The following is a 22,033-nucleotide window of genomic DNA, read 5'->3' on the forward strand; positions in this document are numbered from 1 at the left end:
AGGGGACTTTTGTCCCCTCTGAAATAGATTATTCACTTTCAACGCTGCAAATATACAATTTTTTTTAAACCTAAAAATACTTGACTCAATCTTTATATAGTTATCTTTCTAAAAATGAATAAAATGATTAACGTAACCAAAAACGTGAATCCGACCACACTTTCCCAACGATGCCAAAGTTTGAATATTTTATGCTTTTAAAATATTAAAAAGCATTCCATCAGAAAAATCACTTCAGACCAAAACCTTTAACAATTAATAAAACTGTTTTACTTAAATTTATAACCTCTTCTGTTTAAATATTATAAAAAATACAACGAATGAAAAAAATTCTCTTTTTAATTGTTCTATGCTTTAATTTCAGTCTTGCACAAGAAAAGCTCACCTACCAAAAACCTAGTGAGGAATTACTAAAACTTGTAGACGTGGAACTTGCTCCCCGCGTTAATATGAATAGCGAGGGAAACAAAATCATACTGCTTTACAGAAGCCGATACAGCACGATTGAAGAATTATCCGAAGAAGAACTGCGGCTGGCGGGGCTGCGAATCAACCCCAAGAAAAATATTGGAAGCAGAACTTCATATTACTACGACATAAAAATTAAAAACACAACTAGCAAAAATGCTGAGGAGATTACTGGTTTGCCAGAAAACCTGCGAGCCGCTAATATTGAGTGGTCTCCCGATGAAAGCAAAATTGCCTTTACCAATACGAATTCGGAAGGCGTTTCACTCTGGATAATCGATGTCGACAAAAAATCGGCACGAAAAATTGAAACTCCGTTTATAAACGCAAATTTAGGTTCTTCCATCAACTGGTTTAAAGACGGGAAATCCCTCCTCATTAAAACCACTCCCGAAGACAGAAAAGAACTTATTGACACCAAAAACAGCATCCCAACAGGACCTACAATTTCCACCAATGATGGCAAAGAAGCACAAAACAGAACCTACCAAGACCTCTTAAGTAACCCTAACGATGAATTTAATTTTGAACAACTGGCGCTATCAAAACTACACAAAGTTTCTTTGGACGGTCAAATTTCTGTGTGGAAAGATACCGACATGTATCGTGGAATTTCATTTTCACCTGATGGAGAATACGTGATGGTAAGCAAACTTTCGAAGCCATTTTCTTACCTAGTTCCTTACTACAGATTCCCCACCATAACCTTGATCTACACTAAAGACGGAACAATGGTTAACGAAGTAAATAAGGCTCCTCTTACAGAAGAACTTCCAAAAGGTTTTATGGCGGTTAGAACCGGAAAAAGAAATTTTGAATGGCGACGTGACAAACCGGCAACACTAATCTACACTGTTGCACTCGATGAAGGCGACCCAGAAAAAGAGACTGAATTTAGAGATGAAATATTTGCTCTAGAAGCTCCTTTTAATGACGAAGGACAGTCGATTTTGAAAACGAAAAACAGATTTTCCCAAATATTATGGGGCAATAACACCACGGCCGTTGCTTACGATTATTGGTGGAACAACCGAAATACAAAAACTTATGTTTTTAACCCTTCCAACAACAAAAAACAACCGGTAATTATAGAAGACAGAAATTATCAAGATAAATATAGTGATCCAGGTAATTTTGTAACCCACAAAAATGAATTCCACCAGAATGTTTTGTTTTTGGACAAAGAAAAAAACACATATTTGATGGGAGAGGGGTATTCCGAAGAAGGACAGCACCCATTTATTGATAAATTCAATCTTAACTCATTAAAAAAGGAAAGGCTATACACTTCTAGCTTGAAGAACAAAAAAGAAGACTTACTCGAATTTAAACCAGAAGAAAACCGAGTACTCACAAGAATAGAATCGCCTACAACCTATCCTAACTACTATTTTAGAAAACTGAATTCCAAAAAAGAACCTCAACAACTTACCTTTTTTGAGAACCCATTTGAAAGTGTAGCCGGCATACACAAAGAGGTTATTACTTACAAAAGAGACGATGGCTTGGAGCTTTCCGGAACTCTATACCTTCCAGTTGGTTACAATATGAATAAAAAGGAAAAGAATCCTTTAATTTTATGGGCATATCCACGTGAATACAAAGACAAGAACAGCGCCTCGCAAAACACTCAAAACCCTAATGATTTCACCTACCTTTATTACGGCTCTCCAATTTACTGGGTAGCGAAAGGATATGTAGTTTTAGACGATGCTGCCTTTCCAATAATTGGTGAAAAGGACGAAGAACCAAATGACACTTTTCGCGAACAACTTGTAGCTAATGCAAAAGCAGCTATAGACGCCGTAGATAAATTGGGCTACATCGATAGAACCAAAGTTGCTGTTGGAGGCCATAGTTATGGCGCTTTCATGGTTGCCAACCTACTTTCACATTCCGATTTATTTGCTGCCGGTATCGCCAGAAGTGGCGCTTACAACCGTACATTAACACCTTTCGGATTTCAAAGTGAAGAAAGAAACTACTGGGAAGCTCCAGAAATATACAACACCATGTCTCCCTTTATGCATGCCGAAAAAATGAAACACCCCTTATTGTTAATTCACGGAGAAGCCGATAACAATTCTGGAACATACCCAATGCAAAGTGAACGGTATTTCAACGCGCTTAAAGGGCTTGGCGCTACTGTACGCCTAGTGATGCTGCCAAGGGAAAGTCATGGATATAGAGCTAAAGAAAGCGTTCTGCACGTAATTTGGGAGCAAGATCAATGGCTTGAAAAGTACCTGAAAAAGGATAATAAAATTTCAAAATAGAAACAAAAAAAAGTCCTAGCAAAAACTAGGACTTTTTTGTTGGCCTACAAGGACTCGAACCTTGAACGACTGAACCAAAATCAGCTGTGTTACCAATTACACCATAGGCCAATAAACCAAGCTTTTTTGGATGCTCATCCGTAAAAGCAGGTGCAAATTTATAACAATCTTTTAGATGCACAAATATTTTTTTTAATTTTTTTATTGCCGCTTTTCGATCGCCTGTTAACATTTATCAAAAGTGAAGTACTTTCCCTTAATATTTATTAAATTCGCCTGCTATACAAGAAAAACATTTACATGTCTGCAAATCAATTTAAAAAATGGGATACTATCTTAGGTTGGATAGTTTTTTTAATTGCACTTATTACCTATCACCTAACCGTAGAACCTACTTCTAGTTTTTGGGATGCCGGTGAATATATTGCCACTTCAGCTAAATTACAAGTAGGCCACCCTCCTGGAGCACCCTTCTTTCAAATGATGGGCGCATTCTTTGCGATGTTTTCATCCGAAGCGGAATCGATAGCAGTAACGGTTAACCATATGTCGGTTTTCTCTAGTGCATTTGCTATTCTTTTCATGTTCTGGTCCATCACCAATATAACTAGAAAATTAGCCTTGAAAAACGGAGAGCTTTCCGAAGAAAACTTAACCATAGGTCATTATATTGCTATTTTGGGAAGTGGATTTGTAGGCGCATTAGCTTTTACCTTTTCGGATAGCTTTTGGTTTAATGCCGTAGAAGCGGAAGTATATGCCATGGCCATGTTACTTACATCTTTAATGGTTTGGTTGGGCTTGAAATGGGCAGACGAAATGCACACTCCACGTGGTAACCGTTGGCTCATTTTAATTTCCTTGGTTGTTGGTCTTTCTTTCGGGGTTCACTTTATGGCCCTTTTGACTATTCCTTCCCTCGGAATGATTTATTATTTTAAAAATTATAAAAACTACAATGCTAAGTCGTTTATTATTGCCAATGTAGTTTCCATTGCTATACTACTCTTCATCTTCAAATTATTACTTCCTAATGTCATGAAGCTTTTTGCCTATTTGGAGGTTTTCTTTGTTAACAGCATCGGCTTGCCATTTAATTCGGGCACCATAATAGTAGGATTATTAATAATTGCATTGTTTTACTTCGGATTAAATTATACCCGAAAAAAAGGCCAAGTCTTAGCAAACACGATTATTTTAAGCGTTATGTTCATCCTGATTGGCTTCTCTACTTGGGTGATGGTCCCCATTCGTGCGAACGCTGGAACGGTTATTAATGAGAACAGCCCGACGGATGCGCGTCAATTACTTGCTTATTATAATTTAGAGCAATACCCCGAAACACATCTCTTCTATGGACCGATGTACACGGATGCTTTTGCTGGCCAAGATCCGGACAATCCGTACAAAGACGATAAACCTAAATATGAAAGGGATTATAAAACGGGAAAATATGTAATTGTAAACAACTACGAAAACTCCAGAGTAGCACCAAACAGTGCTCACGAAGGTTTTTTACCAAGAATGTGGAGCAGTGAACACGCTGCCAATTACATGAAAATTACGGGACCCGTAAATATAAAAGTTAAACCGCAATACCGAAGCGAACAACAACTTACCTCGGCTGTAAGTCAGTTTAAAAGGGATTTGGAAAATGGCGTTATAGACGAGGAAGAATACCTCAACTTCATTAAACAGTTCAATGAATTTTTAGTTATTGAGAAGCCAACCTTTTGGCAAAACATGCATTACCTGTTCGAATTTCAAATGGGATATATGTACTGGCGCTATTTTATGTGGAACTTCACAGGCCGTCAAGATGATATTCAGGGGAAATTGGATAACCACGGAAATTGGCTTAGTGGCATAAAGTTTATAGACGAAATGAGGCTGGGCTCTCAAGACAACCTTCCTTCGGATGTTTTGAACAACAAAGCGCGAAATACCTATTTCTTTTTACCGCTGATTCTCGGACTAATCGGATTTATCTTTATGCTGAAGTCGAGTAAACAACAATTCTGGGTGCTATTCACACTTTTCCTCTTTATGGGACTCGCCTTGAAAGTATATCTAAACGAACGTCCTTTTGAACCACGTGAACGTGATTATGCTTTGGTTGGATCGTTCTTTGTGTTCTCTATGTGGATAGGAATGGGTGTGTACGCACTTTTTGATGAATTTAAAAAATACCTTTCTCCAAAAGTACTTGCTCCGGCAATTACGGTAATTTGCTTTTTGGCGGTTCCATCGGTGATGGCATACCAGAATTGGGATGATCACGACCGTTCCGATCGCTACACAGCGCAGTCCATGGCAAAATCTTATTTAGACTCTATTGAAGAAGATAAGGACGCCATGCTCTTTACCATTGGAGACAACGACACTTTTTCATTGTGGTATGCACAGGAAATTGAAGGCTACCGAACGGATGTTAGAACCATAAACACCAGTTTATTTGCCACCGATTGGTATATCGACCAAATGAAGCGCACTGCATACCAAAGCAAACCAATCCCTTCTCAACTTACGCATGACAAGTATGCGTACGGTGTTCGAGATGCAGTTTACTACCAACAACTCACCGATGAACGTTGGGACATTAAAAGGTTTATAGATTGGATTAGCAACGACGACAATACCATAAGAAACCTCATTAAAAAACGTGGAGGCGATACCTCTCAATATCCAGAGAGCTACCTAAACCTTCCTTTTTACCCAACAAACAAAATTCGGGTTCCCGTTAATAAGGAAACTGTTCTTAATAAAGGATTGGTAAAAGAAAAGGATTCTGCAAAAATTGTAGATTACATTGATATTGATCTTCCGAAGAGCGCATTGCCAAAAAATAGAATTTTAATGCTCGACATTTTGGCAAACAACAATTGGGAGCGACCTATTTACTTTACAGGCGGAAGTTTTGATCCTGCCGAATATCTTTGGATGAAAGACTATCTGCAATTGGATGGCTTGGTGTACAAGCTGGTGCCAATTAAAACGCCAATCGATAAAAACAATCCATACGAAATGGGTCGTATTGACGAAGACCTTATGTACAATATCGTGATGGACTGGGATTGGGGTAATTCTGAATCACCGGATATATATCACGATCCGGAAACCCGCAAGAACAGTATTTCTTACCGAGGCAACTTGGCCCGACTAACGGAGAAACTTATAAGAACCAATAAAACGGAAAAGGCAAAAGAAGTATTGGACTTGGCCATGGAGAAAATGCCTTTCGGTTACTTTGGTTATTATGTTTTCTTAGAACCTTACGTAGAAGGTTATTATAAGGTTGGAGAAACTGAAAAAGCGCGCAATCTATTTAAGGATATCGCTAAAAAATATCAAGAAAGCTTGCATTACTACAGCAATTTAGACATAGACACCCAATACAACTACGCTTCTGATATTGTAAGCGATGTAGAAAGGTATCGAAGCTTATTGGATATTGTTGTTGCCAACGATAACAAAGAATTTGCGTTGCCGGAAACTAAGACTTTCAACGAGTTTTTAGAAAGATTTAGTCACTTCTATCAAAGGCCGGGAGCTGCTCAACCTAATCAAGTTCCGCAAGGGCAACCAGCGATAGATGATAACGTTAATCCTATGGAAGAAATTGATTCTGCAATTATGGATGCTGGAAATGTACCTATCGATCCTTTAAATGATCAGACTCCAGAAGAATAGTTAACTTCCAAATAATATACTATCAGGCACATTTGTACGACTCAATTCAAATGTGCCTGATTTTTTTAAAACGACTTCATTCAAAAAAACTAAAACGCTGTAATTCCGAACATTACACATCGATTTCTGTGTATTTATTACACACTTTTTCAACCGATACACACTATTTTATACAAATGCATCAAAATTTAAAAAAGTACATTATTTTATAATGTTCTGATTTTTAGATTTTTATACGCAATCAACGTTTATTATGAGGATTTGGAATGATATTGGTTTTATACTTATCAGAAAACAAATAATAATCATAAAAACATAGAAATCATGAAAAAGTTAATTTTAGCATCCGCATTAGCACTAGGTAGTTTTACAGCATTCGCAGCTACACCAACCATTTTAAACAACAATGAAGTTGTAACAGTAGCACAGGATGAATATCAGGAAATTGAAGTAGCAGAGGTTCCCCAAGCCGTTTCTGATGCATTGGCAGCAGATTTTCCTGGAGCTGAGATTTCCAAAGCATACAAGAATGAGGCTTCTGAGTACAAATTAGAAGTTATGGTGGGAGAAGAAACTACCACCCTTTATGCTAACGAAAGCGGAGAGTGGATACAAAAATAATAAAAGTAAGCTTCGTTTATTTTAATTACGTTTGAAGAAAAAGGCTTGTCGGTAATCGGCAAGCCTTTTTTATTGGTTGAATTTTCTTCGGAAGGATATTATCTTAAATCATCATTCTAATTATTCTAGATTCTATTATCATAAAATTCATAATGTCAAGGAAGTCACTTTGCATTAACAGCCGTTCCGATATTCAGAAATAAAAAGAATCGTTTCATTGATGACATTGAATGTCAAGAAAAGGCGGACTTGAAAGTATACAAATTACCCAATTCTGTATGCCTTTTACACAGTTTTTATACACTTTCCTAATGGGTTATTTTCTGATAAAATAAATAAGTATTTGATTTTCAATAATTTACATTTTTTGTTTTCAAGTTGGTACAAAATTGGCTCTATACTAAGCAAACAAAGTTTAAATAAACAAATAAAAAGAAAAAGATATGAGAAAGTTAGTATTAGCATCAGCAATGGCATTGGGTAGTTTTGCATCCTTTGCATCTACACCAGTAATATTTCACGACGGAATTGCAGAAGAGATTTATGCAGATCAGGATGATTACACTCCCATCGACGCATCAGAGCTGCCAACAGCTATCACCGATGCTCTTGAAGCTGATTTCCCAGGAATAGAAGTTTCAAAAGCATTTAAAAACGATGCAGACGAGTATAAGATTCAAGTAATCGTAGGAGGACAAACCTCTAATCTGTATGCGACCGCCGATGGGGAATGGATTCAGAAATAAAAATTGTTTCAGTTCAAGACAAATAAGTTAGTTTAAAGAATGTGAACATAAAACAAAGTCATATTTTGTTTGGGGATGGTGAAAGCCATCCTTTTTTTATGATTTTTTTTACGAGTAGCATTGTATAACTTTCTATTTTTGTACAAATTCAGTTATAGAATGCCAAAGATCTTATTAATAGAAGATGACGTAACGTTTTCGGCAATGCTGGAGCGTTTTTTAAAGAAAAACGATTTTACAGTAGAAACCAGTTATTCATCTGAAGAGGCCCAAAAAAAGCTTTCAAGTTCTTCTTACGATTTAGTTTTTACGGATCTCCGTCTACCAGACGACGATGGCATTTCCATACTTACCAAAGTAAAAGAAAAACACCCGAATACTCCTGTGATTTTAATGACAGGATATGCGGAAGTTTCCACCGCGGTAAAAGCTATGAAAAAAGGAGCTTTTGATTATATCTCTAAACCTTTTAACCAAGACGAAGTGCTTATTGTAATAAAGAACGCACTTAAGGACGATGCAAAACCTGCAGCGTCCACCGAAACCGTAAAGGCAAAAACGGTTTCTAAATCCGCTGAAAAGAGTATTTCTAAAACTTCAAAAAAACCGGTTACCGGGATTAGCAGTTCTTCTTTAAAACTTAATGAGTATATAAAACTGGTAGCACCAACAAACATGTCGGTTTTAATTACCGGCGATAGCGGTACCGGAAAAGAGGTTGTAGCGAAACGCATACACGATAATAGCAAAAGAAAAGATTTTAGTTTTATTGCAGTAGACTGTGGTGCCATTCCAAAAGAAATTGCTGCCAGTGAATTTTTCGGACACGTAAAAGGTTCTTTTACCGGAGCGGTAAATAACAAAGTAGGCCATTTTGAAGCGGCCAATGGCGGTACTATTTTTTTAGATGAAGTTGGGAATCTTTCTTACGAGAATCAGATTCAGCTGTTGAGGGCATTGCAGGAGCGTAAAATTAAACCCATTGGAAGCAATCAAGAAATTGATGTGGACATTAGACTAATTACTGCTACCAATGAAGATTTATTGCAGGCAGTGGAAAAGGGAATATTTCGTGAAGATTTATACCACCGACTGAATGAATTTTCCATTAAAGTCCCCAATTTGTACGAACGAAAAGAGGACTTGCTTTTATTCGCTGATCATTTTTTAAAAATGGCGAACGAGCAATTAGACAAAAATGTGCTGGGCTTTTCTGATGAAGTAATTACCATTTTCCAACAGTACAAATGGCCAGGAAACCTGCGTGAAATGTCAAACGTAATTAAACGTTCTGCACTTCTTACTCAAGGCGATCTTATTGAAAAGAATGTCCTCCCAATGGAAATTACCAATCCTCCCAAGGAGAATACTCAAGTTAAGTCGTTTTCCACAAAAGATAATGAGCGTGATTTGATAATTAATGCGCTAAACGAAGTTGGAAATAACAAATCTAAGGCGGCACGTTTGCTAAATATTACCCGAAAAACGCTTTACAATAAAATTAAAGAATACGAAATTGATGCCTAGCAAGGTTTCAAGATTTGCGTAAATGGCTTCTATGGAATCCCAAGAGTCTGGCAATTCTCGTCTAATTCTTTTTACAAAGTCTTTAAATGTTTTTCAATAGCTTTAAAGGTGAGTTTAATGTTTTTCTTCAATGTTTTATAAGCCGTTGGAACTTGATCTTTTTCCTCTTCTTTAAAATGCTCTAAGAAATCCAATAACGGAATTACAGTCTGCGCATCTATTTGCTTAAACATTGTTTGCATTTTATGTGCAATACCACGTATGCCGTCGTAGTCTTTTGCTTTTACCTTTCCCTTTAATTTTTTAATATCCTCATCGGTTGTTTCTTTAAAAACTTCCAAAATCTCCCGCACAGCTTCTGCATCACTTAAAAAAGAGCTCAACGAACTAAGATCAAACAATTCGCTTGTGGCACCTTTCTGCTCTGGAAATGTCTCTTCGGCTTCCGGAGTTTCACTTTCTTCATTTAAAACCATACTAATCCTTTTTAAAAGTTGATTAGGCTCGTAGGGTTTGTATAAAAACTCTGCAAAACCAGCTTCAATATAACTTTTCTTGTTTAAATCCCTTCTTCCGGTAACGGCAATAATAGGCTGACCGTTGTAACGATATTGCTCTTCTGAGCGGAGCGTTTCCGCAAAGAAAAATCCGTTAAAGGAGGGTAGTTGAATATCAGTAATAATAAAATCGTAGTCAATATTTTTAATTTCCTCCAAAGCCTTTTTCCCACTGTTAAAGCTATGCACCTTCATGTTGTTATTCTCCAACACTTCCCTATTTAATTGCAATAAAGTTTCGTCATCGTCAATTACAATTGCAGTGTATTGCTTGTCATTAGCGGGGATTTCATGAATTTCCTCCGTTTGTTCAACAATTTCCTGTGTGCTGAATTCCGCCGGGAACACAAAAGAAAAAGTAGAACCTTTACCTTCTTTACTTTCCAAATAAAGGTTCCCACCCAATAACTTAGCTAACTTTCTGGAAATAGTAAGTCCTAAACCGCTACCACCATATTTCTTTTCGGTATCATTATCCGCTTGCGTAAACTCTTCAAAAATAATATCCTGCTTTTCTTTTTTAATGCCAATACCTGTATCGGTGACGGACAATGTAAGTAGTTGCTTTCCTTCGCTGGTGCTTTTCAATCTGGCTTTAATAGTAATGCTTCCCGCTTCGGTAAATTTATAAGCATTCCCGATAAGGTTGGAAAGAATTTGCTTTACTCGGAACGGATCTCCCAACAACAATTTGTCTATTGTGGGATCGATATCAATAACCAGCGCTATATCTTTGGCAGCATAAATAGATTGTACGCTTTCTGCAGTTTCCTTTACCAAAGTGCGTAAGTTGAAAGAAACATGCTCTATTTTGATTTTTCCAGATTCCAATTTACTGAAATCCAACAAGTCTTCTACCAACTGCGTTACGTATTTGGATGCATTTTTTATGCTATCTGTATAATGCGATTCTTTTTCGGTTAAATCTTCCCCTTTCAGCAATTCGGTGTAACCAACAATGGTACTTAACGGAGTACGTAGGTCGTGGCTCACCATAGAAATAAGCTGTTCCCTACTTTTCAGCAATAGTTTATTATGTTCATTGGATTTTTCTATTTGCCTTTTGTATTGCTGACTTTTCCAAGAATCCCTTAAAATTATCAACGAAAATAGCACCACCAACACGGCACCAATAATTGCTGCTACGGAAACCACCCGAATACTGCGCTGAAGCACTTTATCCCTTTCGGCATTGAGTTGTTGTGAATTGATGATAAATTCATTTTCAAATGCAGTAAGAATCTGCCGCAATTGTTGCGATGTGGTGAGATCGTTTTTCAACAACTGCCTTTCCTTAAAAGCATAATACAATTTTTGGGAAGAAGCTTCCTCTTTTACATTCTGAAGCATTTCCCGTGAAGCCGTCACAATAGAATCCAACGTTTCTTGGTCTACCGAATTACTGGAATCACGCGGAATATAGCGGTTGTAAATATCAATGCGCTCCAGCAAAAGTCTTTTAGTATCTTCATCTAAGCTCTCAGGATCTTGCACAAAGTCCTTTAAAGATAATCTCCCCAACTGATCTTCAATATTCGATAACTTTTCAATGGCCGTTTCAATATTTTTTTCTGAAGTATCATTAAGTCGCAATTGCCTGAGTTCATTAATGTTCTTTACTTTCTGCTGAAGCAAATACGAAACACTATCCAACAACTTAAGTTGATGTGGCTGATCGATAAGCCGTTTAATGGAATCTATTTGGGAGGAAATTGAATCATTCTTCCGAAGAAAGCTATAATAAGGTTCTCCATTATTTGATTGTACCGCTGAACGTGCAAAACTTTCACTTTCGTAAAGCAATGTGAGCAGTTTTCCAATGTGTAGTATTTTGTTTTTCTCAAGGGTTTCGTCCCGTTGGGCTTGCGTAAAAGATGTTAACTCCTTGTAAACCATCCAACCAACTACAACAACCAGCGACATCAATGCTAAATAGCTTAAAAAAACTTTTAAGGGAATTCTATTTTTAGATTCTTTCATTAATTGTGTTTTGCTTGAGCAATTCTATTTGGGACGAACCACTGAAACCCAAGGTGTTTTTTCAATTTCTAAAGGTAATTAAAGTGGGGTAAACTTTTATCAAAATAATTCAATTAAAACTTCTTTGTTTTGTATTTTTGCGGCATCTCAAAAGGGGTGCTTTTTTCCTTCAATTTTGTATCAATTATTATCAAAAAAACAAGAAAAAGGCTGAGATTATACCCATAGAACCTTGAACAGGTAATGCTGTTTAGGAAAGGGCAAAAACTTGCCGTAAGGTGAGTAGCAAAATTCTTACATCAATTCTTGTAAGAAACATTTTTAACAAGTATATAAACCAGAATAATGACCCCTTTTATTCGTAAAACAATTACGAATGAAGTTTTTATTCGCATTTATTAGCTTTTTACTTTTTTCTGTGAGCAGTATCAATGCTCAAGAATTTAAGGTTTCCGGTGTATTCACCGATCAAGAGAACATTCCACTGCCGGGCGCTACCGTCCTTCATAAAGAAAGCGGAAATGGCACACAAACCGATGCCGATGGATACTATGAACTGATGGTTCCCGAAGGAAAGCAAACACTTTCATTTAACTTCTCCGCTCAGCAACCCATCGTAAAAACCATTCAAGTAACCGAAAACACTACTTTGAATGTTCAAATTGCCGAAGAAGATGTAATGCTCGATGAAGTATTGGTTTCTGCCATTCGGGTAAACGCCGATACTCCCGTAACATTCTCTAACCTTACTGCGGAAGAAATGGCGCCAAGAAATTTAGGACAAGATATTCCTATTTTAATGAACTATATGCCCTCGGTAGTTACTACGTCTGATGCTGGAGCGGGAGTAGGATATACCGGAATTCGCGTTCGAGGTAGCGATGCCACGCGTGTTAATGTAACCATAAATGGAATTCCATATAATGATGCCGAATCCCACGGGACTTTCTGGGTAAATATGCCCGATTTTGCTTCTTCAACAGAAAGTTTACAATTGCAAAGAGGTGTAGGAACTTCCACCAACGGGGCGGGTGCTTTTGGAGCAAGTTTAAACCTTTTAACCGATGCCGTTTCCAAAGACCCATATGCTGAAATTTCCAGCTCTATTGGGAGTTTCGATACGCGTAGAGCAAATATAAAATTTAGCACTGGTATGCTAAACGACCATATTGAGGTTTCTGGACGATTGTCTAGAATTAAATCCGACGGTTATATCGATAGGGCTTCCTCCGATTTGGAATCGTATTTTTTACAAGGTGCCTACACCGATGAAAACACGCTTATTAAAGCATTGGTTTTTGGCGGCCATGAAATTACGTACCAGTCTTGGTTTGGTTTTGATTCCGCCACCATAGCTGCAAGTGGTTTTGATGGCAATATTGAAACCAACAGAAGATTCAACATAGCGGGTGTCAAGTATGATGATGAAGGTAATTTTGAAGGATTTTATGATAATCAAGTAGACGATTACAAACAAGACCATTTTCAATTGCATTGGAACGAACGCTTAAACAATAACTGGAGTACCAATTTGGCCATTCATTACACGCATGGTAGAGGCTTTTTTGAGGAATATGTAGATGATTGGTATTACACAAATGTCCTGTTTTCCGGAGACTCTCAACTTAGTTTCTTAGGCTTAGACAATTTCACTTTAAATGGTGAAGAGATTTCTTCTATGGATTATATCCGTAGACGCTGGCTGGACAATGATTTCTACGGAACTACTTTTTCTGTGGAATACCAAAAAGAAAACATGGAGTTTATCGCCGGAGGTGCTTGGAACCAATATGAAGGAGACCATTTTGGAGAAGTTATTTGGGCACGCTATGCCACCGATAGCGAAATTAGAGATCGTTATTACGACGACACCTCTAATAAAACCGACTTTAATACCTACGCCAAGCTTACGTACGATTTTACTGAAAAACTGAGTCTTTACGGAGATTTACAGTACCGTCGCGTAACTTACAAGGCCAATGGAAACGAAACAGGATTGGTGGATGACGAATTTAATTTTTTTAACCCTAAAGCCGGTGTTACCTTCCGCCTTAACGACGATAACAGACTCTATTTCTCATACGCGCGAGCAAACCGCGAGCCCAATAGGAACGATTATGAAAGCGGCGACCCAGAACCGGAAACCTTAAACGATTTTGAATTGGGGTGGCGTTATGCAACCCCAAAAGTTAAAATCAACGCCAACACGTATTACATGCGCTATAAAAACCAATTGGTGCTTACTGGTGAGTTAAACGATGTAGGAGCTCCCCTAAGGGAAAATGTGGGCGACAGCTACCGACTCGGTTTGGAAGTAGATGCCACTTTATTGTTAGGTGACCAATTTTTTATACAACCTAATTTCGCTCTTAGCACCAATAAAAATATTGATTTTGTAACCCAAATAGATGGTGAGTTGCAGGAATTGGGCAACACCAACATCTCATATTCACCGAACTTTATTGCGGGCAACAATTTTACTTACATGCCTACTGAAAACTTTCAGGTATCGTTTCTCTCCAAATACGTTTCCGAGCAATATTTAGGGAACATCGATGCTGAAAGTTCAAAATTGAGCGATTATTTTGTAAATGATTTAAATCTCCAATACACTCTAAAAACGAACAGTTTTTTTAAATCGATTGTTTTTAGCGGACTGGTAAATAATATTTTTGATGTGGACTACATCTCCAACGGCTATTACTACACCTTTGACGTGACCAACGATGATAACTCAATCTCAACTCTAGATGGTGCGGGTTATTATCCACAAGCGGGTATAAACTTTTTAGTAGGTGCCACGGTAACTTTTTAGAGGTTTAATTCAACGTGATACCAATATAATTTTAAATGATTCATTCATGATTATATTAGTAAAGAAAATCCTTTTGTCAGGCTGAGCTTGTCGAAGCCCGTTATAGAACTTTATGTTACTCTCATTAATAAATGCTATCCTAAAACTTCATTGATTTAAAAAACAAAACCCCAAAGGTTTTAAAAACCTTCGGGGTTTGATAAACTTAATTTAAACCCGACGAGCTCTCAAAAGCTGTCGGATTTAATTCTATCTTTTTATTTAACTTTCATCAACCAGTTTCTTACATCTACTTCCTCTTTCACCAAATCACGAAGCTCGGTAATTTTTACCCTTTTTTGCTCCATGGTGTCACGGTGTCTTATCGTCACGGTTTGATCTTCCAAGGTATCATGATCTACCGTAACACAGAATGGTGTTCCCGCTGCATCCTGCCTACGGTAACGTCTTCCAACGGCATCTTTTTCATCATAAGTTACATTGAAATCCCATTTCAATTCCTCAAAAATCTCTTTGGCCACTTCTGGAAGTCCGTCTTTTTTCACCAATGGTAAAATAGCCACTTTTGTAGGTGCTAATACTGCAGGAAGTTTTAAAACGGTACGTGTGGAACCATTTTCAAGTTCTTCTTCCTGTAACGAGTTAGAAAAAACAGCCAAGAACATTCTATCCAATCCAATAGACGTTTCCAAAACATATGGAACGTAACTTTTGTTTTCTTCAGGATCGAAATACTGCAATTTTTTATTGCTGAATTTTTCATGTTGTGCCAAATCGAAATCGGTTCTGGAGTGAATCCCTTCCAATTCTTTAAATCCGAATGGGAATTTAAACTCAATATCAGAAGCAGCATCAGCATAATGAGCTAATTTTTCATGATCGTGGAATCGGTAATTGTCTTCGCCCATTCCTAGTGACAAATGCCACTTCAATCTGGTTTCTTTCCAGTAATCGTACCATTCTTTCTGCGTTCCGGGTTTAATGAAAAATTGCATTTCCATTTGTTCGAACTCACGCATACGGAAAATAAATTGCCTTGCTACGATTTCATTTCTGAAAGCCTTTCCTGTTTGGGCAATTCCAAAAGGAATTTTCATACGACCCGTTTTTTGAACATTCAGGAAATTCACGAAAATACCCTGTGCTGTTTCTGGGCGTAAGTATAAATCCATCGCAGAGTCTGCTGAAGCTCCTAATTTCGTGCCAAACATAAGGTTGAACTGCTTTACTTCTGTCCAGTTCTTACTTCCTGTATCGGGATCGGCTATTTCCAACTCTTCAATAAGTGCTTTTACATCTGCCAAATCTTCTTTTTCCAAAGATTGACCCAAACGTTTTAAAATTGCCTGAGCCTGCTCTGTATATTTAACCACACGCGGATTGGTAGCCACGAATTGTTCTTTATCAAAGGCATCACCAAAGCGTTTTTCCGCTTTTGCAACTTCCTTGTCTATTTTAGCTTCTATTTTGGCAACATAATCTTCTACCAAAACATCTGCGCGATATCTCTTTTTTGAATCTTTATTGTCTATTAAAGGGTCGTTAAATGCATCAACGTGCCCAGAAGCTTTCCAAGTGGTTGGGTGCATTAATATGGAGGCATCTATTCCTACAATATTATCGTGCATTTGCACCATTGCTTTCCACCAATAGTCGCGGATATTTTTTTTAAGTTCTGCACCGTTTTGTGCATAGTCATACACGGCACTTAAACCGTCATAAATTTCACTAGATGGAAAAATATACCCATACTCTTTAGCATGGGAAATTACTTTCTTAAATTGATCATCTTGATTTGCCATGTCGCAAAAATATACTTTTTAGGAGAATTAGAATTTTTATTTCAGCTTAAAAACCGACGAAGCCAGTAAATTTTCTTCGTAGAAAACATTTACCCTGTAATCACCTTCCATGCCGAGGTTATTTACAATTATATAATCGCAAATCCCGAGCGGTTTGTTTTCATAATCGATAACGATTTTCTTACTGTAGATAAGCTTTTTATTGTTGAAGCTAACTGCGCTTCGGCTGCCCAGAATGTTGTTATTCGGATCGATAAATTGAATATAAAATTCTTTTTCCCCTGGCTTTAACAAGGTTCCTGGAGCAACATTGAAACACGCCCGCAAACGTTCTGTTTTAGAAACCCTGTTGGTTTCTATAACTTTTCCATTGCTTCTTACTTTATAAGCAAATCCGGCTAAGTTGGATACTTTCAATGCTGGATTTTTATCTATTTGCATGGAAAGCGCAATGTTTTCGTTAATTAAAGAATCCGTAAATTGGGTAAGGTTTTCGTTAGCGCTTTTCAACGCATTTGAATACCGTTCCAATTCTATGTACCGAAGTTTTGTACTATCAATTTCCCTAGACAACAGGAAATTTTGTTTTTTTATGGAATCTGTAATTTTATGAAGTTCTTTATTTTCCTTTCGGATTTCAGCAAGCTCCCTGCGGTAGCGACCTAAAATTTGGTAATCTACTTCCAACAATTCAATAGAATCCATCAACATGGCGATGCGCTTTCGGCTATAATCAATTTCTTTAATGTGCGAATCGTTTTCTTTCGCCAATTCGTTCAAATCGTTTTGAATACTCTCCAAGTCCTCGACAATCATACCCTTGGCATTTTCTAAAAAAGTAACTTTCTCTTCACTTTCCACATAATTAAAGTAAGAGAAACCCGTTAGGGCGGCTATACATAGTAATAGGACTCCGAGTATTATTTTTTGGCCAAGCTGCTTTTTTTGAGCACTCATTTAAATTAGTTAGATTTGAATATAACTTCAACTATTAGAATTGATTAAAGCGGTAAAGATAATAAATGATCTTGAAAATTTATTTTTTCCCACCACTTGTTTAGGGTGTACAAAAATTATCCCTCCGCATGCGGGTTCTATTTGTGTTTCCTGTAGGCATGAGCTCCCACTCACTCAATATATTAATGAAAACGACAACCCAACCGAAAAAATTTTATACGGAAGGGTAAAAATTGAAAACGGCGCTTCCTTCTTGCGATATTACAAAAAAGGAATCGTACAACAGCTTATTCATCATTTAAAATATAAAGGTCATGAAGAAATTGGTATTTTCTTTGGAAAATGGATGGGTAAAGAGCTGGCTGCTTCAAAAAGATTTAACGATATCGATTTAGTAATTCCAGTGCCTTTGCATCCCAAAAAACTTAAAAGTCGTGGCTACAACCAAGTTTCTAAGTTCGGCGAGGAAATTGCTAAAGCATTGGGAGCAACCTATTCCGAAGAAATTTTGATTAACACCTCCTATTCCAAAAGTCAGACACTAAAAGACCGTCTTTCGAGAAATTTCGGTAAAAAATCCAATTACATAGTTACTACTGAAACCAATTTAAATGAGAAGCACATTCTTATTGTAGATGATGTAATTACCACCGGTGCAACAATGGAGCGCTGTATTAAGGCATTTTCAAAAAATAAGAACATAAAAATAAGCATTGCTACCATTGCGATTACAGCTTAATTAGATTATAGGTTTATATTCAATTTAACTTCCAAACTTGAGTCTAAATAGGTTTATTCAAAAAGAAAAGATTTTCAATTATCACCTTATTTTATAATCCTATCTTAATTTCAACGTTACTAAAAATAATCGTTAATTTGCAGCTTTAATTGGGTTTTATGAACGCTACTCGCTTTTTTGGTTATAGTTTCTTTGTTTGTATTCTACTTAGTATCATTAGCTGCGCTAGAAGGGGAACCCCGCAAGGTGGCCCAAAAGATGTAGACGCCCCGTATATTATTTCTTCGGATCCAGAAAACAACACTACTAATTTTGATGAAGATAAAATTAGAATTACGTTTGATGAATACATTAAGCTGAAAGATCTTCAAAAACAACTAATCGTTTCCCCTCCACTAAAAAACCAACCTTTTATTTTCCCGCAATCGGGAGCGAGCAAATATCTGGAAATTGAATTATTAGACACCCTAAAGGAGAACACGACTTACGTTTTTAATTTCGGTCAAAGTGTGGTAGATAATACGGAAGAAAATCCATATTCATTCTTCACCTATGCTTTTTCAACCGGTGATTATATTGATTCTTTGGAAGTAGAAGGTTTTGTTATCGACGCTGTTCAAAAGAAACCAGATCCATTTATTTCGGTGATGTTGTATGAAGTGGATTCAGCGTACACAGACTCCGTAATTTTTCAAAAACCGCCGAATTACATTACCAACACACTCGACAGCTCGGTGAACTTTCGACTGACCAATTTAAAAGAAGGTCTTTATCGTATGGTTGCTATTAAGGACAAGGCGAACAATTATAAATTCGATCCTAAAACCGATAAAATTGGATTTATCGATCATTTTGTTGAAATACCAAACGATTCTATTTACGGGTTAAATCTGTTTAAAGAAGTTCCTGATTACAAACCTGCCAGACCTTCCCTTATTGCTAAAAATAAACTCTTTTTTGGGTATGAAGGCGACCCAAAAGGAATGGAAATAGAGTTGCTATCTGAAAAACCTGCTGATTACGATTACAGGATTTTTAAGGATATGAAAACGGATACCCTTCATTACTTTTTCACTCCTTTTGAAGCCGACTCCCTCGTTTTTAAAGTTGGAAAAGAAAAGGCTTTAGACACCTTTACCGTTCGGATAAAAGAATTATATGCCGATACTTTAGTGGTAGCCCAAGCAAGTAAGAAATTCAGTCTAAATGATTCTTTAAAGTTATACGCATCAACACCAATGGAAACGTATAACCAAGAGTTTGTTTCCGTTATAAATCAAGATTCTGTGCAATTGGATTTTACGGCAAACCTTAATAAAGCCGACAACATGTTGAGTTTTAAATGGGCTACAGAACCCAATCAAAAATATCAATTGAAGTTATTGCCCGGAGCCATTACCGATTTTTATGGAGATGTAAATGACACTCTTACTTATAACACATCGACAAAAAGTTTAGCTGATTTAGGAAGCATGCGTGTTAACCTGAAAAATGTCGACAAGTACCCTATAATCCTTCAGCTTACCGATGATAAAGGAGAAGTAAAACAGGAGCTTTTTATAAAAGAGCAGAAATATGCTTACGAGTTTAGAAATATTGATCCGGCTACGTATCTCATCCGCGTTATTCACGACAGCAACGGAAACGGAAAATGGGACACTGGAAATTACTTAAAAAAAATTCAGCCCGAGCGTATAAGCTATTACCCCGACCCGGTAGAATTACGTGCCAACTGGGAGATTGAACAAACGTTTATTTTGCAGTAGTTTTTTGGGGTGCTGGGTTTTAGGTGTTAGATGCTAGAAATAGAAGCCAATGGTCAGTAATCAGTTGGCAGGGATTTCAGGCTCTTCAAGAAAATCGAGCAGCTAACAACTTTGCGACTTATCAACTTAACAAATCAGCAATCGAAGCTAGAGGCTGGAAGCTAGAAGAAGGGAGACAGAAGCTCGAAAAATTTAAATTAGTCAATTCACCGAATAAACAGTTCAAAAAATCAACTTTTTCCTCTTTTCACTCTTTCCCTTTTTACTTATTTACATTACAACAAACATCAATCCAATAGCGTAAATGCATCTCGGTCGGATAAGAATTTGAGTCCGTTTCTGTATTTCTCAATGAGGTTTTTATCCAATTCTGCATACAAGGTTTCTTCTTGTTCGCTATACACCACGGTTGCTCCCAATGGATCGTAAATTGCAGAATGCCCAGTATACTCAAAATCATTTCCGTCGAGTCCAATTCGGTTTACCCCAATACAATAGCTCATGTTTTCAATTGCACGTGCTTTTAGTAGAACATCCCATGCGTTTACACGTTTGTTTGGCCAATTGGCCACGTAGATTAACGCGTCATAATCTTCCACATTTCTAGCAAATACAGGAAACCGAAGATCGTAACACACTTGCAAACACAATGCCCATCCCTTGTAATTTACAATCGTTTTTTCCTTACCTACAGTATATACTTTATCTTCCCCCGCAAGGGTAAAAGTATGCCGTTTGTCATACGTAAATACTTCCGAAGAAGGGGTTACAAAAAACATTCGATTAAAGTATTTTCCATCTTCCTTAAAAGCGACGCTTCCGGTAATAGCGCTATTCCTTTGAGAAGCAAGTTTTTTTAACCATGGCAGTGTTTTTCCGTTGCTGTCTTCGGCCACTGCTGAGGCGTTCATAGTAAACCCACTGGTAAACATTTCAGGAAGAACTATTAAATCTACTCCCTCAATTTCTTTTATTTTTTGCTGAAGCATTTCTCGGTTCGCTTGGGGATCCTCCCAAATCAACGGAGTTTGGATGGCGGCTATTTTAAGTGATTTTGACATAGCCTAAAGGTACTTGCTATTTCTCAATTTTTAAAAAATTTGAAGGCATAAAAAAACCCAACAGGCCGCAACAGCTTGTTGGCTTTTACTTTTCCGAAGTTGTTTAAATATAAAACCTCTCGGTAACGCACTCCCCTGAAACTTATGTATCGCCCCACGGGTGTATGGGCATTTCCCACGAACTAATGACCTTCCCCTCGCTTCTCACGATGATTCCCTCGGCCGTTTCATCTTCCCCTCACTATATAAACGCTTCCCCTCGGGCACATGACCCTCCCCTCGTGTAGGGAAGTGGAAATCGTATTGCGGGACTATTTCTTCAACCGATATCGTTTCATATACTTATTTAAATAGCCCTTTCTTCTTATTTCGTTATCCCTAAAAACGTATTTACCCGTGGCCCGTATCTCAGACACTGCCTCGTATGCGTGGGTGTACGCCCGATCCCGCATATCTTTTTCTTCGGTATTATCGGCGGTACTTTCATTGGATTTGGCTAAGAGGTCGGCCATGTGCGTTGCCGTTGCTGCAGCTTTGTTGAACAACATCATATCCAACTTAATTTTTTGGAGTTCCTGTAGGTTTTTCATCCCCAAGGAAGCTAAATCACTCAAATCCTGAATCATATCCGGGTGACCATTTCCCTCTGCTATTTCCTTTACCCGATTTAAAACATCTTGACGCTGGCGATACGCAAAGCGAAACGCATCCAGTAAATCATCTCTTAACTTGTACGCTCCCGGCGCTAGCAAGTCCCATTCTCTTCGAGCTTCATCCCTCCCGTAACGTTCACTTACCCATAACGATTGGGTATATCTAAGAGCTCCCGTTCTATTGGGCAGGTCTTCTACAAATTTTTTCCATTGCAGTCCCACACGACCCAAAGCGTGTTTATCTTGTTGAACCCAAACATATAAATCTTCTGCTTCTTGTAAAAAAGCATCAATTGGCATGTTGGGCAATTTAACTTCAGATGAAGGTATTTCCTTCAAAATAGGCAACTTGTTTTCATACTTTTCTTTACTCAT

The 22,033-nt window shown here is 37.5% G+C and carries 13 protein-coding genes and 1 tRNA gene; 8 read left to right on the top strand and 6 right to left on the bottom strand.

Annotated features, from left to right (window positions below):
- The first annotated feature begins 320 nt into the window (after positions 1 to 320).
- Positions 321 to 2,744, top strand: a complete 2,424-nt coding sequence (locus tag NDQ75_RS03520; RefSeq protein ID WP_202027995.1) for an alpha/beta hydrolase family protein — start codon at positions 321 to 323, stop codon at positions 2,742 to 2,744.
- 39 nt (positions 2,745 to 2,783) lie between these two features.
- Here the strand turns inward: NDQ75_RS03520 and NDQ75_RS03525 are convergent.
- Positions 2,784 to 2,855: transfer RNA gene (locus tag NDQ75_RS03525), tRNA-Gln, on the bottom strand.
- 189 nt (positions 2,856 to 3,044) lie between these two features.
- On the opposite strand from NDQ75_RS03525, the gene NDQ75_RS03530 reads away from it, so the two are divergent.
- The 4 genes from NDQ75_RS03530 (at position 3,045) to NDQ75_RS03545 (ending at position 9,328) form a co-directional block, all read left to right on the top strand.
- On the top strand, positions 3,045 to 6,434 hold the full coding sequence (locus NDQ75_RS03530; RefSeq protein WP_202027996.1) for a glycosyltransferase family 117 protein: 3,390 nt from the start codon (positions 3,045 to 3,047) through the stop codon (positions 6,432 to 6,434).
- A gap of 324 nt (positions 6,435 to 6,758) precedes the next feature.
- On the top strand, positions 6,759 to 7,055 hold the full coding sequence (locus tag NDQ75_RS03535) for a hypothetical protein (RefSeq protein ID WP_202027997.1): 297 nt from the start codon (positions 6,759 to 6,761) through the stop codon (positions 7,053 to 7,055).
- Between the two features lie 443 nt (positions 7,056 to 7,498).
- On the top strand, positions 7,499 to 7,801 hold the full coding sequence (locus NDQ75_RS03540; RefSeq protein WP_202027998.1) for a hypothetical protein: 303 nt from the start codon (positions 7,499 to 7,501) through the stop codon (positions 7,799 to 7,801).
- A 159-nt stretch (positions 7,802 to 7,960) separates the two neighbouring features.
- Positions 7,961 to 9,328: a sigma-54-dependent transcriptional regulator gene (locus NDQ75_RS03545; protein ID WP_202027999.1), complete on the top strand. Its 1,368-nt coding sequence runs from the start codon at positions 7,961 to 7,963 to the stop codon at positions 9,326 to 9,328.
- A 71-nt stretch (positions 9,329 to 9,399) separates the two neighbouring features.
- Here NDQ75_RS03545 and NDQ75_RS03550 read toward each other — a convergent pair whose 3' ends face one another.
- Positions 9,400 to 11,865: an ATP-binding protein gene (locus tag NDQ75_RS03550; protein WP_202028000.1), complete on the bottom strand. Its 2,466-nt coding sequence runs from the start codon at positions 11,863 to 11,865 to the stop codon at positions 9,400 to 9,402.
- A 376-nt stretch (positions 11,866 to 12,241) separates the two neighbouring features.
- Here NDQ75_RS03550 and NDQ75_RS03555 point away from each other — a divergent pair, with 376 nt between their 5' ends.
- Positions 12,242 to 14,680 carry a TonB-dependent receptor gene (locus tag NDQ75_RS03555; protein WP_202028001.1) on the top strand — a complete coding sequence of 813 codons (2,439 nt, stop codon included), beginning with the start codon at positions 12,242 to 12,244 and terminating at the stop codon, positions 14,678 to 14,680.
- A 257-nt stretch (positions 14,681 to 14,937) separates the two neighbouring features.
- Here the strand turns inward: NDQ75_RS03555 and NDQ75_RS03560 are convergent, their stop codons facing one another.
- Complete coding sequence (locus NDQ75_RS03560) at positions 14,938 to 16,482, bottom strand: glycine--tRNA ligase (protein ID WP_202028002.1); 1,545 nt, start codon at positions 16,480 to 16,482, stop codon at positions 14,938 to 14,940.
- Positions 16,483 to 16,518: 36 nt separating this feature from the next.
- Entirely contained in the window at positions 16,519 to 17,439 is a 921-nt protein-coding gene (locus NDQ75_RS03565; RefSeq protein WP_202028003.1) for a hypothetical protein, read from the bottom strand.
- A 40-nt stretch (positions 17,440 to 17,479) separates the two neighbouring features.
- Here NDQ75_RS03565 and NDQ75_RS03570 point away from each other — a divergent pair, with 40 nt between their 5' ends.
- Together NDQ75_RS03570 and NDQ75_RS03575 are read left to right on the top strand one after the other, a co-directional pair.
- The gene (locus tag NDQ75_RS03570; protein WP_207190430.1) at positions 17,480 to 18,178 is read left to right on the top strand and encodes a ComF family protein; all 699 of its coding nucleotides are present in this window, start codon (positions 17,480 to 17,482) and stop codon (positions 18,176 to 18,178) included.
- A gap of 158 nt (positions 18,179 to 18,336) precedes the next feature.
- Positions 18,337 to 19,944, top strand: a complete 1,608-nt coding sequence (locus NDQ75_RS03575; protein WP_202028004.1) for an Ig-like domain-containing protein — start codon at positions 18,337 to 18,339, stop codon at positions 19,942 to 19,944.
- Positions 19,945 to 20,231: 287 nt separating this feature from the next.
- Here NDQ75_RS03575 and NDQ75_RS03580 read toward each other — a convergent pair whose 3' ends face one another.
- Complete coding sequence (locus NDQ75_RS03580) at positions 20,232 to 21,005, bottom strand: amidohydrolase (protein WP_202028005.1); 774 nt, start codon at positions 21,003 to 21,005, stop codon at positions 20,232 to 20,234.
- Positions 21,006 to 21,316: 311 nt separating this feature from the next.
- Positions 21,317 to 22,033: a hypothetical protein gene (locus NDQ75_RS03585; protein ID WP_202028006.1), complete on the bottom strand. Its 717-nt coding sequence runs from the start codon at positions 22,031 to 22,033 to the stop codon at positions 21,317 to 21,319.

The sequence above is a fragment of the Galbibacter mesophilus genome, assembly GCF_023721415.1.
Lineage (GTDB): Bacteria > Bacteroidota > Bacteroidia > Flavobacteriales > Flavobacteriaceae > Galbibacter > Galbibacter mesophilus.

Bases quoted from the DNA above. Each gene is read 5' to 3' on its own strand.
- NDQ75_RS03520 (WP_202027995.1), top strand. From the start codon at position 321: ATGAAAAAAATTCTCTTTTTAATTGTTCTATGCTTTAATTTCAGTCTT.
- NDQ75_RS03530 (WP_202027996.1), top strand. From the start codon at position 3,045: ATGTCTGCAAATCAATTTAAAAAATGGGATACTATCTTAGGTTGGATA.
- NDQ75_RS03535 (WP_202027997.1), top strand. From the start codon at position 6,759: ATGAAAAAGTTAATTTTAGCATCCGCATTAGCACTAGGTAGTTTTACA.
- NDQ75_RS03540 (WP_202027998.1), top strand. From the start codon at position 7,499: ATGAGAAAGTTAGTATTAGCATCAGCAATGGCATTGGGTAGTTTTGCA.
- NDQ75_RS03545 (WP_202027999.1), top strand. From the start codon at position 7,961: ATGCCAAAGATCTTATTAATAGAAGATGACGTAACGTTTTCGGCAATG.
- NDQ75_RS03550 (WP_202028000.1), bottom strand. From the start codon at position 11,865: ATGAAAGAATCTAAAAATAGAATTCCCTTAAAAGTTTTTTTAAGCTAT.
- NDQ75_RS03555 (WP_202028001.1), top strand. From the start codon at position 12,242: ATGAAGTTTTTATTCGCATTTATTAGCTTTTTACTTTTTTCTGTGAGC.
- NDQ75_RS03560 (WP_202028002.1), bottom strand. From the start codon at position 16,482: ATGGCAAATCAAGATGATCAATTTAAGAAAGTAATTTCCCATGCTAAA.
- NDQ75_RS03565 (WP_202028003.1), bottom strand. From the start codon at position 17,439: ATGAGTGCTCAAAAAAAGCAGCTTGGCCAAAAAATAATACTCGGAGTC.
- NDQ75_RS03575 (WP_202028004.1), top strand. From the start codon at position 18,337: ATGAACGCTACTCGCTTTTTTGGTTATAGTTTCTTTGTTTGTATTCTA.
- NDQ75_RS03580 (WP_202028005.1), bottom strand. From the start codon at position 21,005: ATGTCAAAATCACTTAAAATAGCCGCCATCCAAACTCCGTTGATTTGG.
- NDQ75_RS03585 (WP_202028006.1), bottom strand. From the start codon at position 22,033: ATGAGTAAAGAAAAGTATGAAAACAAGTTGCCTATTTTGAAGGAAATA.